The organism is Kitasatospora sp. NPDC059408 (genome assembly GCF_042751525.1).
Lineage (GTDB): Bacteria > Actinomycetota > Actinomycetes > Streptomycetales > Streptomycetaceae > Kitasatospora.
Window position 1 is genome coordinate 94,422 of sequence record NZ_JBHYWI010000013.1, and the last position, 13,203, is coordinate 107,624.

Consider the following 13,203-nt stretch of genomic DNA (forward strand, 5'->3'; position numbering starts at 1 on the left):
TCCGGCGGGCCTGTTCCTGAGCATGACGTTCCGTCAGTTGATGCGCACGAACGCCCCCTTGAGGACCGCTTCGGCCCCGCCGTCCACCGTGACGGCCGTCGTCCCGCGGACGGTCACCGATCCGCCGCGCACGTTCACCTCTCCGGTGCCCGCGTCGAGGGTGATGCCGGAGGAGGAGAGGCGGACCGTGCTTCCCCCCGCGCCGCCCACGCCGTGGACGGTGAGCACGATCTCGCCGTTCTGCTGGTCCAGCTTGACCTCCAGCTTCCCGTCCCCGCTCGCCAGTCGGACCCCGGACGTGCCGCCCGGCACGTCCAGCAGCTCCAGGCGGTGGCCCGAACGGGACACGACGGAGCGGCGGTTGACCGTCCCGGCGGCGGCGTCGACGAGCGGCACGTCGTGCGGCGAGGGCCGGTCCACGCCGTTGTAAAGTCCGCCGAGCACGTAGGGGCTGTCCAGGTCGCCCTGTTCGAAGCCGACCAGCACCTCGTCGTTGACCTCGGGGCTCACCACGCCGCCGCCCCCGTGGCCGCCCCACTGCACGGTGCGCACCCAGTCGGACACGTAACTGTCGTCCAGCCAGGGGAACTTCAGCTTCACCCAGCCGCGCCGCCCGTCGCCCGGCTCGCGGACGTCGGTGACCACGGCGACGGCCAGGCCCGGCATCCGCGGCCCGCGCGGCGGCGCGTTGCCGCCGGTGGCCAGCCCGGCCAGGGAGCGGTCGGGCGACGCGCTGACGACGACGGTGGTCCGGTAGCCGCGGAACGGTTCGACGAGGTGGCGCACCCCGGTGGCGGTGTAGCGGCCGGAGAAGGCGGCGCCGACGTTCCCCAGGGCGACCGCGGTGCCCGCCCGCAGCCGCGGATTGCCCTCGACGACCGCCTCCAGCTCGCCGAAGCCGGCGGCCACCGAGGCCGCCAGCGAGCGCGCCGCGGCCGTCGTCTCCGCCTGGGTGCGGTACGGGGTGTCGGCGACGGTCAGCCGGGCCGGGCCCGCGAAGGCGGACGCGGCCACCGAGGGGCTCATACCCGGCTGCACCGTCAGGGAGGTCACCGACGGCTCGGCGGCGACCAGCGCGCTCTTGGTCGTCACGTTCCAGCCGCGCGCCTCGACGGTGTCCGCGCCCGCGCCGCCCGTCAGCACGCCACGCAGCTCCAGCAGGTTGCGGCCGTACTCCAGGACCAGCGGGCTCTGCGGCGCCGGCGTGGAGGGCGCCGGCGCGCCGGACGCGGGCTCGGGCTTGACGAACTCCAGCCGCCCGTCGTCATCGGCCCGCACCTGCGCGCCGCTCTCCAGCGCCAGGAACTGGAGGAACTCCCAGTCCGGGACGTTCGCCTGGGAGAGCTGCTGGTGGACGACCGGGAAGGAGTCCACCCGCCCGCAGGTCAGGCCCGCGCCCGCGGCGACCTCGCGGACGATGTCCGCGGTCGTCATGTTCCGGAACGCCTTCACCCGGCGCCCGCGCATCAGCCGGTGCGTGACCGCCGACGCCCGCACCACGGTGTACGAGCCGGTGGTGTCCACCTCCAGCTCCAGCGCCGTCACCTCGCCGGTGAACAGCCGCACCTGGGTGTGCCCCTGCACGGTGACCACCGACACCCGCACCTTCGTGCCGATGGTGATCCCGGTCGCGGTGAGGAACGTGTGGTCGGCGTCCCGGAAGGTCAGGACGGCGGTGTCGGGCAGGCCGACGCTCTCCTCGATGTCGCAGGACACCAGCTGCGCCGCCCACGCCGGCGGCAGCGGCCCCGGCGCCTCGACGACGGGATCGGCGGCGAACGGGCGGCCGCCCCGGGCCTCGGGGGTCGTCACGCGCGCCCTCCCCGGGTGAGTTCGTCGATCCCCGGCACGATCAGCTCCGCGCCGGGGACGAGGACCAGCGGATCGTCGATGTCGTTGGCCTCCGCGATCGTGCGCCAGGCCGTCGCGTCCCCGTAGGCGCGCCAGGCGAGCAGCGGCAGCGTGTCGCCCGCGATCACCCGGTGGGTGCTGCGCGCCTCCGGCGAGCCCGAGGTCGGGTTCTGGCCGGCCGGGTCGACGCTGGCCTCGTCGATCGTGAGCGAGCAGACCGCGCGCAGCGGATTGCCGTCGACGTCGAAGAGCGTGTAGGTGACGGAGAGGCCGGTCAGCACCCCGTTGAACGAGGTCGTCTTCAACGTGCCCCAGTCCAGCCGGATCCACGGGCTGGCCGGCGTCTTGCGCGCCAGGCTCGTCGGGGTGGGCACGCACGCCGTCATCAGCTGCTCCACCGCCCGTTCCACCGAGTTGTCGTGCGTCGCCGTCGAGTCGAGGAACACGTCGAGGGAGAGCGACCGCGGCCCGCTGCCGACGAACTCCGGCAGCGCCGACTGGCCCGCCATCCGGGACGGCGTGCGCCGCCACTCCGTCGTCTTGCGCAGCACCAGGGTCGCCGGGTTGAACTGCAGCGGAAGCCGCGCGATCGCCCCTCCGGGCTGGGCGCCGACCGCGGACGGGGGCTCCATGATGGTCAGTTGGGCCCGGGTGACGCTCGCGGGGACCGCGGGGGACATCCTTGCTGCTCCTCTGGTGGACGGGACGGGTTCGGGCCGCGTGTCAGGACGGGCGCAGGCCCGCGTGGGCGATCTCCAGGGTCTCCATCGCGGCCTGCGAGTTGGAAGGGTCGAAGGACGGGCCCTCCCACCGCACCGGGACGATCCCGAGCACCTGCCAGCCCACGATCCGGCTCAGGTCCGGCCGCAGCGCCACGATCTCGCCGTCCTTCGGCTCGACCCTCCGGACGATCTCCCCCAGCCAGCGCGCGATCTTCGCGGTGTCCGCGGTGACCGCGCGGGTCAGCGTGATGTTCGACCAGGTGATCCGGCCCGGCAGCTGCCACGCGAACCCGTTGTTGCCGCCCTCCGCGTACTGCTCGATCTCCACCTGCGCGCCGAGCCCCGAGCAGGTGGCGAAGTCGCCCAGGTCGTTGCCGCCGATGGTCAGGCTGAAGAACACGCTGCTCGCGAAGATGTTGTCGGTCATCGGTCCGTTCCCTGTTTGCTTCCGGCGGTCTGCTTCCTGCTGCCGTCCCCGCTCAGCGGCGCATGTCGTACGGCCTCCCGGCGCGCTCCCTGCCCCTGCGCAGCTCCGTGCGCAGCAGGCGGCCCACCGGTTCGACGAGGCGCCGGGCCAGGTCGTCGAGGTCGGCGGTGCCCGAGGTGGTCGTCTCGGGTGGGGCCGCTTGGGACGACGGGGGTGAGGGCGCCTGGGCGGTGGTCGGCTTCCGGGCCGGCACGGCGGTCAGCGGCACCCCGGACAGACCCGCCTGCGCGGCCACCCGTTGGAGCGCTTGCGCCGAGACGGGCGACGGGGGCGCGGCCGACAGGGTGCGCTGCACGACGGGCGGAGGCGGCGCTGCGGGCGGCTGCGCCGGGGACGGCTGCGGGATCCGGGCGATCGAGGGCAACCGCTGGAGCGCCGGGGCCGCGACGGGCGCGGGCCGGACCAGCGGGAGTCGCCGGCCGGTCACCGCGGCGGACGACGGACCGAGGTCGGTGCGGGTCGGTCGCGGTGCGGGGGCGGGTTCGCGGGTGTTCGTGGCGGTGCTCGGCGGCAGCGCCGCAGGTGTGCCTGCGACCGGTGCCACAACGGGAAGCGTCGAACTCCCCGGTGGCGCCGGCCGATCGTCACCGTGCTCCGGCGAGCGCGCGGAGCCCGATCGTTGCACAGCCGTCGAGCCGCCGGGCACGTCCGAACTCCGTTGCGGCAGCGGACGATCAGTGGCGCTCGACCTCGACGAACCCCGGGAGCGCAGACGTTGAACCGCCGCCACGACCCCGCGTCCACCTGACGGCCGGCCCGGATCGGCCGCGCCATCCGCCGCCCTCCGGCCGCCCGGCATCGCCGTTTCGCCGGGAGCCCCGGACGAGGCCGAACGCTCCCAGGGCAAAGGGCGACCGACCGGCACACGTTCCTCTCTGTCCTCCCCCGACGAACCTCGCGACCGCGAGCGCTGCACGGCTGCCGCGTCACCTCGCCTCACCGAACTCGCCTGCGAGGAGGATCGATTGGTCCCGCCGTCCGCGAAATCCGCCGCCCGGCCCTCGGCCCGCGCCTTGAGCGCATGGGGCCAGGTCGCCGGAACCACTGGCGGGGCGGGCGTTGCCGCGGTAGCGGCGGGAGTGCTGCCGCCTGCCGTCACCGACGGCCCGGCGAGGGCGGTGGTCATGCGGCGAACGCTGAGCAACCCTCGCCTGGGTCCGGTGAGTTCGGCGTACCGCTGCGCAGCACGACGGCCGCCGACCGGACGCACCGGAACCACGACGGGAGCCGCATCACCGGGCTGGGGCGCAGAAGCCTGCCTCGGCAGCGCGGTCACCCCGTCCGCCGGCCGGCCGTCGCGGCCTTCCCCTCGTTCGCCAACGCTCCCACCAGGGAGTCCTGTTGCCCCCTGCGCGCCGTCCACGGCGCGCTGAACGGGCATCCCTTCGCCGTTCGCCGACGTGCCCGGTTCCCGTGCCGTCCCCGCACCGGCACCCATGACCCGCCGAACCGGCCGTCGCTCGCCGAGCAGCGGAGCGGTGCCGCCGGGCGGTGTGCCCTGCACGTCCGCTGTCCCGCTCTCCCGCCCGGCAGCCCGTCGCCCACCGGCCCCAGCCGCCGTCGGCGGCAAGGCGTCGAGGGGCGCACCCAGGCCCCCACGCGTACGGACGGAGGTGCCGTCGCGCCGCGTCCGTCCTGTCGGCGCCTCGGCCGGCACACGCTGCACGGGCGCGTCGCTGGTGGAGTCACGCGGAGTCGGAGACGGCGCCGGGCCGCCCCGATCGGGTGCCTCGGACGGCACACGCTGCACGGGCACCTCACCGACGGACCCACGCCGAGACGGAGACGACGCCGGATCACCCCGATCCGGCGCCTCGGCGGGCACACGCTGCACAGGCGCGTCACTGGCAGACCCACGCTGCGCACCAGAAGACGCCCGACCGCCCCGGGCAGGCGCATCAGCGGACCGGGACCGCCCGGCCGGCGCCTCGGACGACGCACGCTGCACGGGCGCAGCACCGACGGACCCACGGTGAGGGCGGGACGGCCCCGGGTTGCCCCGATCAGACACCTCGACGGGTGCGCCCGCCACAGGGCCTGCCGTATCGGCGGGGACCACGGGCATGGCCGGCACACCCGATGCAGCCTGCGGAGCGGCAGGGGCCAAAGGTGCGGCACTCGCGGGCAGCGCCGCCATGGGCTCGCCGAGAACCGGGCGGGCAGCCCCACCCTCGCCCGGCGCGACGGCGGCACGCTGGACCGGCCGTTCGGCCTGCCCTTCCGGCGCCGGCGCGGGGCGAGGAGTAGCCTCACCGTCCACAGCCGCCACGGGTCGCGATCCGCCCACACCCTGGCTTGACGGCTCGACAACGGTTTCCGGCGTCCTGTCCGAACCGCGCACGACCGCAACGGGCCGCACCGACAGGCCACGGGGACGCCGCGCCACCGTCAGCGCTTCACCGACGGGACGCAGCCGCGCCGCACCACCGACATCGTTCCCACGCCCGGGTGCAGCCACCGCACCCGGCACAGGCGTGCCGGCCGTCGGCGCAACCGACTCCGGCGCACCCGGCACCGGCCCGGACGTCGACACGCCACCACCGTCAGCGCCCACCGAGCCGGCCGGCCGCTGCGGCGAACGCGCGCGCTGCACCGCCCGCACGCGAAGCCTCCGCACCGCGACAGCACGCTGAACCGGCCGGACCTCCCCCGGCTGCCCCGGCTCCGCCGCCCCACCGTCGCCCCACACGTCCGGCAGCACGAGCGCGTCCCCGCCCTCGACCGTCGAGGGGGAGCCCGGTACCGCCGCCGCTCGCAGGATCCCCACCGGAGCGCCCGGCAGGACGGCGTGCCCGAGCGGCCCGCACAGCGAGGGATCCTGCCAAGCGGCCAGCCTGGAACGGAAGTTCAGCCCGTCACTGACGCCACGCGCCGCGCCGTCCAGGGTCGGGACCAATGGCGCCACCTCGCGCCATCCCCCGTCCCCCGACGCCGGGCGCCGCCGCTCGACACCACCACCAGCGGGGACGACGACTTCCGCGCCCCCTTCGGCACCTTCGCCCCGCCGCCGGCCGAGCCAGTCCCGCAGCCCCATCCGCCGCTCACCCACCCTCGCTGATCCGGGTGTTGAGCCGCGCGATCTCGCGCACCCACTGCCGGCGCTCGTGATGGGTCAGGTCGAGGATGTCCTCGCGCTGCCAGTGGAAGTGGTAGGCGATGTACGCGATCTCCTCGTGCAGCCGAGCAGGCGCGTACGTCACGATTCCCCCAGGCGCCCACCGGCGAGGTCGACTTCGAAGGCGCCGTCGCAGTGCGGGCAGGTCACGGCGGCGCGGGTGTGGCCCTCGCTGTTGACGCGGTGGTAGAGGTCCTGGAGGAACGCCACGTCGGTGGCGTACATCCGCTCGACGACGCCGGCGTGCACGTCGGTGATGTCGCCCAGCCGCGTGATGACGTGGCTGAGCAGCACGACGCTCAGGTAGGCCGGGTTCTCCTTGACCCGCAGGTCGATCTGCGGCATCAGTTCGTCGCGGGCGGTGGCCCGGCGCATGGCGCCGTACCGGTGGACGGTGCCCTCGTCGTCGACGTACCCGAGCGGCAGCTCGAACTCGAACTCGGTGTGCGGCGCCCGCGCCCGCGGACCGGCGGGTCCCGGGGCCTGCTGCTGCGGCTCGCTGTCCTGCTGGGCGGCGGGCGCCCGTTCCAGCAGTTCGTCCAGACCGATCTTCCGCCTCACCAAATCTCTCCCTGGATGCTCCCGGTGCCAGCCGGGAGAGCTGGGGGGGCCTCCGCCCGGAGAAATGGGGAAGGTTCATGATTCAGAGCCGCGCAGCGGCGGGTTTCTCTGCGCATCTGTTCTGGCCTGCGCTCTCTTTCATTCATTGTCAGTGGGTGCTGTTAGGTTGCGGATCATGACGACAGCGGCGATGATCGAAGGTCCCGGATACGCCCGGTACACCTACCGGCTTCGCGTGTCGTCCTCCGCGTCCGCCCTGCTGGAAGCGGAGTGGGGCCGGTGCCGTTGGGTCTGGAACGAATGCGTCCACACGTCTCGCAAGATCCACCTACACAACCGGGCCGACTCTGAGAGCAGGCGCACCTGCGGACCGGCGGACCTGGACAAGCTCCTGACCGAGGCGCGCGTCGCGATGGCGTGGCTGCGTGACGGGGCGTCGGTACCGCAGCAGCAGGTCATCCGGGATTTCGGCAAGTCGAGAGCCAAGGCGATGAAGGACATCAAGGCGATGCTGCCGATGCGTCAGCGCGCCGGGTTGCCGAAGCCGAAACGCAAGCGCGCGGCGCTCGCGTCGCTCAACTACACTCGACGCGGATTCCGGATCAAGGACGGCCGGCTGCACCTGGCCGGCGGCATCGTGCTGACCGTGGTCTGGTCCCGCGAGCTGCCTTCCGACCCATCCAGTGTGCGGATCCACCGTGACGCTGTCGGGCATTGGTGGGCTTCCTTCGTCGTCCTCACTCAGCCCGAGCCGCTGCCCGCCATCGGCCGCGCCATCGGAATCGACTGGGGCGTCAAGGAGATCGCAACCACGACCAGCGATGCCCACGACCTTCCCCATCCTCAGTACGGGAAAAGCGCCGCGCGGAAACTCGCGCACTACCAGCGGCAGATGGCCCGGAGACGGCAGCCGAAGGGGAAGGCACAGACGAAAGGCTACCGAAAAGCCCAACGACAGGCCGCCAAGGTCCACAAGAAGATCGCGAACCAGCGGCAGGACACGGCCCGAAAGTGGGCCAAGTCGGTTGTACGCGACCATGACTCGATCGCGGTGGAGGACTTCCGGCCGAAGTTCCTTGCCAAGACCACCATGGCCAACAAGGCGGCCGACGCCGTGATCGGCGCCACGAAGGCGGCGTTGGTCGAGATGGCGCGGAAGCACGGACGGACCGTTCATCTGGTCAACCCTGCGCACACCACGATGGACTGCGCGCACTGCGGTGTGAGAGCCAAACACCGCCTCCCCCTCTCTGAGAGGATCTACTCGTGCACCGCGTGCGGAGTCGTGTCGCCTCGCGACAAGAACTCCGCCCGCGTGATGCTCGTCCGGGCTGGTCTGAACCCGGCTGGTGTTGATCGCGGAAGACCTGAACGTCCGCAGGACGATCGGGCAGCGTGAGCCAGGAATCCCCCTCCCTCCGTGGGAGGGGGAGCATGTCAATCGACCGAGATCTCCTCGAACACGATGGTCACGGTCTCCGTCGCCGGGCTCGATTCGCCCGCGCTGAGCGTGGGGCCCTCCCAGCGGCTCGCCCAGGCGTTGGTGAGCTGGATGCGGCGCAGGGTGGCGCCGGTGGTGTCCTTGACCTCGATGGTCAGGTTCTGGCGCGCGGTGTTGATCGCCCCGTTGTTGAGGGTCTCCTTGATCCAGTTCGTGAACGCGCTGCTCTTGTCGAGGCCGCGGGTGATCGTCACCTCACCGGGCAGCCGCGCACCGGGCTGCTTGCGGACGATGAGTTTGCCCTCCTGGGTCACCTGCTTGTACTCGACGACGTCCTGCTCGACCGTGAGGTTGCTGACCTCCTTGACCGACTCGACGTTGTAGCCGCCGAGTTGGACGCCGAATATGTGTGTGGAGAGCGGATCGCCTTCAGCCATGGCGTGCTGTCACCTTCCCATTCCCGTAGGTGCCGACGGTGCCGGTCACTCGTTGACGAGGCTCGTGCTGTCGGAGAACTGGGCGAGCCGGAACACCACGAACTCCGCGGGCTTCACCGGCGAGACCCCGATCTCGCAGATCACCTGTCCGAGGTCGATCGACTCCGGCGGGTTGTTGTCGCGGTCGCACTTGACGTAGAAGGCCTCGGCCGCGGTCTGGCCGAACAGCGCGCCGCGCCGCCACTCCTCGGTGAGGAACGCGGTGATGTTCCGGCGGATGCTGGACCACAGCCGGTCGTCGTTGGGCTCGAACACCACCCACTGGGTGCCGATCAGGATCGACTCCTCCAGGTAGTTGAAGAGCCGGCGCACGTTCAGGTAGCGCCACGCGGGGTCGGAGGAGAGCGTCCGCGCGCCCCAGATCCGGATGCCGCGCCCGGGGAACGCCCGCACGCAGTTGACGCCGATCGGGTTGAGCAGGTCCTGCTCGCCCTTGCTGAGGCGGATCTCCAGGTCGACCGCGCCCCGGATGACCTCGTTGGCCGGCGCCTTGTGCACGCCGCGCTCGGCGTCGCTGCGCGCCCACACCCCGGCGGCGTGCCCGCTCGGCGGGACCAGCACGTTGCGGCCGGTGGCCGGGTCGAAGACCTTGATCCACGGGTAGTAGAGCGCGGCGTAGCGGGAGTCGAAGCCGGCTTCGTCGTTGCGCCAGGTGCGCATCTGCTGGGCGTTGAGGCCGGGCGGCGGGTCGAGGACGGCGATCCGGTCGCCCATCTGCTCGCAGTGCGACATCACGGCCAGTTGCACCGTCCGCAGGCCCTCGTCGTCGAGGTCGCCGCGCTGGTGGGCGCTCATCAGGTCGGGCACCGCGACCATCGTGATCTCGTCGATCGCCTCCAGGCCCGAGAAGCCGGTCCTGGCCGCGGCGTCGCCGACGTACTCGGCCGGGTCGAGCCGGGCCGGCGCGGCCGCGACCGGTGCGGGCGCCGGAGCGGCGGCCAGGGCGTGGGTCCGGCGCTCGGGGCGGCTCGGCGCCGTGCCGGGCTGCTCGGCGACCGCGACCAGCTTCGACTCCCGTAGCTGGGTGACGACGTAGCCCTTGGTGTTCCGACGGGTCGAGACGTCGTACGTCTCGACGACCTCGGCGCCCTTGCGGACGAGCACGCGGAACCGGTCCTCGGGGACGTTCTCGCCCTCCGCGTCGGCGATCTCGACCGACACGTCGGCGCCCGCGCCGGGCAGGGCCGAGAAGAGGAGACCGGAGACGGCGACGGGCGGCGGCGCCACCGGTCCGGGCACGACACCGGGGGCCCGCCGCGCCGGGTCGCCGACCCGGACGACGTAGGCCGAGCCGCCGCCGTTGGCGAAGTAGCCGTACACGGCGTGCGCGAGGTAGGTGCCCTCGGTGAAGCCGCCGAACCGCTGGACGTACTGGTCCCAGGTGGTCACCAGCGTGGGCTCGTGGAACGGACCGGCCTCGGCGAAGCCCACGAACGCGGCGACGGCCGTGCCGACGCCCTCGATCGGGCGGGCACCGGACTGGACCTCCTCCACGTACACGCCCGGTGTGAGGTACGACGGCATTCGCGCTCCTTCGGGTGGCCGGTCGGTCGCCCCCGAGTCTGCTGCCGCGCGGCGCCCGGGGACATGTCCCACGGTCCCCGACCGGGGGCAGGGAGGACTGTCCCCGGCGGGCACTCCCAACCGTCGCGTCCGGCACAGCGGGCTCAGCCGTGCCCGGCGTCCCCGAGGACTCCGAGCCACGGCCCGAACTCGCTCTCCAGCACCAGCCGGCCCAGCTTGCGGTACTCGCCGACCACCGCCGCGACCAGTTGCGCCATGCCCAGCGGGGCACCCGTCCCGGCGGCCAGGTAGGCCGCGGAGACCGCGCAGGCCCGGATGGAGCCGCCGGTGAGCTCGAAGCTCCGGGCGCAGAAGTCCAGGTCGAGGTCGTCGCCGCGCGGCAGCCACGGCCCGAGGCAGCGGTCCCACAGCAGGCGCCGCTGCGCCTCGTCCGGCAGCGGGAACTCCGCGATGACGTCCAGCCGCCTGGTGAACGCGTCGTCGAGGTTGGCGCGCAGGTTGGACGTCAGGACGGCGATGCCCTCGAAGGACTCCATGCGCTGGAGCAGGTAGGCCGTCTCCAGGTTGGCGTGGCGGTCGTGGGCGTCCTCGACCTTGGAGCGCTTGCCGAACAGCGCGTCCGCCTCGTCGAACAGCAGGACGCCGTTCACCTGGGCGGCCTCGGTGAAGACGCGTTCCAGGTTCTTCTCGGTCTCGCCGATGTACTTGTCCACGACGGTGGAGAGCTCCACGACGTACAGCTCCATGCCGAGCTCGGCGGCGACCACCTCCGCCGACATCGTCTTGCCGGTGCCCGACTCCCCCGCGAACAGGGCGATGACGCCGTTCCCCCGGCCGCCGCCGGGCCGCATCCGCCACTGCCCGAGCACCTGGTCGCGGTGGCGGGCCCGCAGCACGAGCTCGCGCAGCCGGGCCTCGGTGGGCGGCGGCAGCACCAGGTCGGACCAGCCGACCCCGGGCTCGATCCGCCGGGCGAGGCGGGCCAGACCGGCCGCGTTCTGGGCCCGGACGGCGGCCCGCACGTCGTCGGCGCACACCGGCCGCCGCTCGGCGGCCGCCGTCCTGGCCGCCACGGTGGCGGCCCGCCGCAACTTCTCGCGGTCGAGCCGGTAGGCGGCCACCGCCTCCGCCAACTCCTCGCTCAGCGGCTTCGGTTCGTCCTCCTCCGGCACACCTCCCAGTGCGCGGGCCCACTGCTCGGCCAGCGCGTGCGCCTCCAGCGGGGGGACGGTGACGACCACCGGGCTCTCGTCGGCCCAGGCAGGGTCCCACACCTGCGGGCCGTGCACGATCAGCGGGACGCCGGCGAGCGCGGCGCACAGCTCGCGCAACAGGGCGGCCCGCTCGGGCCGTTCGGGTTCGAGCCGGTCCAGCGGTCCGAGCACCACGCCGCTCCCGCCGAGGCGCGCCTCGCGGGCGAGCGCCCGCACGACGGCGCCCGGCGGACGGGCGGCCAACGCGGCGGCGTCCACGACCAGGGGCGGACGTCCGTCGGCTGCCAGGGCGGCCACCGCCAGGGGGCCGGCGTGGCCGCTCCGGTCCAGGAGGTGCACCAGCCCGCCGTCGGCCGCGAGCGCGCGCAGACGGTCGACGGGCTCCGCGGTGCCGGAAGCGGGCGCTGCGGCGCCAGGGGCGGCCCGACGGGCCAGCCCGGCGAGTGCGTCGTCCGGCTCGTCGTCGCCCAGCAGGTGGGCCGCCACGCGGTCCGGTACGCGCAGCGCGCGGGAGAGCAGCGGGCGCTCCGGCTCGGTGATCTCCAGGAGGCCCGCGGCGATCAGCGGGGCCCGCGCGGAGAACCGGAGGCGGCCGGCGCCGGCGGCGGGCAGTCCGCACAGGTCGAGGGCCAGGCCGATGGTCGCCCGGCGCTGGGTCAGGTCGTCGTTGAGGTAGCCGTAGAGCTGCTCGAAGCGGGTGTCGAGGTCGGGGGCGAGGGCCACCAGGAGGAGGTCCAGGTCCACCGGGAGCAGTCCGAAGGCCGCGCAGAGCCGGGCGAGCCGTGAGCCGGGCGGCGGCGGGTCCGTGTTCTCATCGCTGCGGCCCCTTGCGGCGGAGGCCGCCAGGATCCGCTCGACCGCCTCCGGGCCGAGGTACTGGCCGCGGTAGGGGTCGTCGGGGTCGGGGTCGGCGGCGCGGCGCTCCTGGACGGCGGTGCGGACGCGCTGCTCGACCCGGTGCAGCCGTTCCCACAGGTGGTCGGCCGGGGCACCGGCGCGCGACCGGCTCACCGCGTCCCGCCGCGCGGTCGGCGGCCCGGCGGCAGTCCGCGCTCCCGGGGCGCGGCGAAGCCGTCCGGGCCCGGGTCCGCGCCGCCCCGGTAGCGCAGTCGGCGGCCCGGGTGCTCGGCGGGCGCCGGGTGCTCCCGGGTGGTGTCCTCGGCGCGCACGACGAGCCCCTCGGTGACGGGCGGCCCGGCGGGGCTGAGCGCACCGGGCAGCGGGGCGAGCACCCTCAGGTCGATCGAGGGCCGCATCTCCCCGCCGAGCGCGGACCACACGTCGGACACCGACGGCAGGCCCGAGTCGCGCCCGGCGATGTCGAGGCCGACGGTCAGCCCGAGCCGGGCGAGCGTGCCGGTCAGGACCCGGGCGGGCAGCCCGTCCACGGCCGTGAGGCACTGCAACACCTCGGCCAGCAGCCGGTGTTCGTCCTGCGGCCGGTTGGTCCAGACGGTGACCAGGTAGGCCAGTTCGAACCAGCGGGGCGCGGCCCGGTGGCCGACCACCACGCCGTCCTCGTCGTACTCGGCGACGGCGCCGGCCTGCCGGCGGGCCGTGTCCTCGCGCATCCCGTAGAGGAACACGTCGACCGTCGGCGCGACCCGCCGGGCCGCCATGTCCCGCGTGGGCGCGTCGAACACCACCTCGACGCCGCGCTCCGGCAGACCGGCCTCGGCGAGCAGCAGGCGCAACGCCTCGTCGACCTCGTGGATCACCGCCGCACCGCCTCCCCCGACCGACCGTTCCGGTCACCCGTCACGTCCTCGCGGCCCCTCCCGGCCTCGCCGC

At 73.8% G+C, this 13,203-nt stretch carries 11 protein-coding genes; 1 reads left to right on the forward strand and 10 read right to left on the reverse strand.

From position 1 onward, the window contains the following. Positions 1 to 33 precede the first annotated feature (33 nt). The 6 genes from ACFXDE_RS11775 to ACFXDE_RS11800 form a co-directional block, all read right to left on the reverse strand. Positions 34 to 1,812: a VgrG-related protein gene (locus tag ACFXDE_RS11775; RefSeq protein WP_380493282.1), complete on the reverse strand. Its 1,779-nt coding sequence runs from the start codon at positions 1,810 to 1,812 to the stop codon at positions 34 to 36. Continuing rightward, positions 1,809 to 2,531 (reverse strand): LysM peptidoglycan-binding domain-containing protein, encoded by a 723-nt coding sequence (locus ACFXDE_RS11780; protein WP_380438658.1) that lies wholly within the window; start codon positions 2,529 to 2,531, stop codon positions 1,809 to 1,811. Before ACFXDE_RS11780 ends, ACFXDE_RS11775 begins: the two co-directional genes overlap by 4 nt. Before the next feature lie 43 nt (positions 2,532 to 2,574). Then, positions 2,575 to 3,000 (reverse strand): phage tail protein, encoded by a 426-nt coding sequence (locus tag ACFXDE_RS11785; protein ID WP_380438656.1) that lies wholly within the window; start codon positions 2,998 to 3,000, stop codon positions 2,575 to 2,577. 52 nt (positions 3,001 to 3,052) lie between these two features. Continuing rightward, entirely contained in the window at positions 3,053 to 3,604 is a 552-nt protein-coding gene (locus ACFXDE_RS11790; RefSeq protein ID WP_380493286.1) for a hypothetical protein, read from the reverse strand. A gap of 2,497 nt (positions 3,605 to 6,101) precedes the next feature. Continuing rightward, positions 6,102 to 6,260, reverse strand: coding sequence for a DUF6760 family protein (locus ACFXDE_RS11795; RefSeq protein WP_359971796.1), 159 nt, complete (start codon positions 6,258 to 6,260; stop codon positions 6,102 to 6,104). Then, positions 6,257 to 6,736 (reverse strand): hypothetical protein, encoded by a 480-nt coding sequence (locus ACFXDE_RS11800; protein WP_380493288.1) that lies wholly within the window; start codon positions 6,734 to 6,736, stop codon positions 6,257 to 6,259. Before ACFXDE_RS11800 ends, ACFXDE_RS11795 begins: the two co-directional genes overlap by 4 nt. A 175-nt stretch (positions 6,737 to 6,911) precedes the next feature. On the opposite strand from ACFXDE_RS11800, the gene ACFXDE_RS11805 reads away from it, so the two are divergent. Beyond that, positions 6,912 to 8,135, forward strand: a complete 1,224-nt coding sequence (locus ACFXDE_RS11805; RefSeq protein ID WP_380493290.1) for an RNA-guided endonuclease InsQ/TnpB family protein — start codon at positions 6,912 to 6,914, stop codon at positions 8,133 to 8,135. Positions 8,136 to 8,173: 38 nt separating this feature from the next. On the opposite strand, the gene ACFXDE_RS11810 is transcribed toward ACFXDE_RS11805, so the two are convergent. From ACFXDE_RS11810 to ACFXDE_RS11825, 4 genes are all read right to left on the reverse strand, one after another. Then, complete coding sequence (locus tag ACFXDE_RS11810) at positions 8,174 to 8,614, reverse strand: phage tail protein (RefSeq protein WP_380493293.1); 441 nt, start codon at positions 8,612 to 8,614, stop codon at positions 8,174 to 8,176. Between the two features lie 45 nt (positions 8,615 to 8,659). Next, positions 8,660 to 10,198 carry a phage tail sheath family protein gene (locus tag ACFXDE_RS11815; RefSeq protein ID WP_380493296.1) on the reverse strand — a complete coding sequence of 513 codons (1,539 nt, stop codon included), beginning with the start codon at positions 10,196 to 10,198 and terminating at the stop codon, positions 8,660 to 8,662. A 143-nt stretch (positions 10,199 to 10,341) separates the two neighbouring features. Then, positions 10,342 to 12,423 (reverse strand): ATP-binding protein, encoded by a 2,082-nt coding sequence (locus tag ACFXDE_RS11820; RefSeq protein ID WP_380493299.1) that lies wholly within the window; start codon positions 12,421 to 12,423, stop codon positions 10,342 to 10,344. Then, positions 12,420 to 13,130: a DUF4255 domain-containing protein gene (locus ACFXDE_RS11825; protein ID WP_380493302.1), complete on the reverse strand. Its 711-nt coding sequence runs from the start codon at positions 13,128 to 13,130 to the stop codon at positions 12,420 to 12,422. Before ACFXDE_RS11825 ends, ACFXDE_RS11820 begins: the two co-directional genes overlap by 4 nt. Positions 13,131 to 13,203 lie beyond the last annotated feature (73 nt).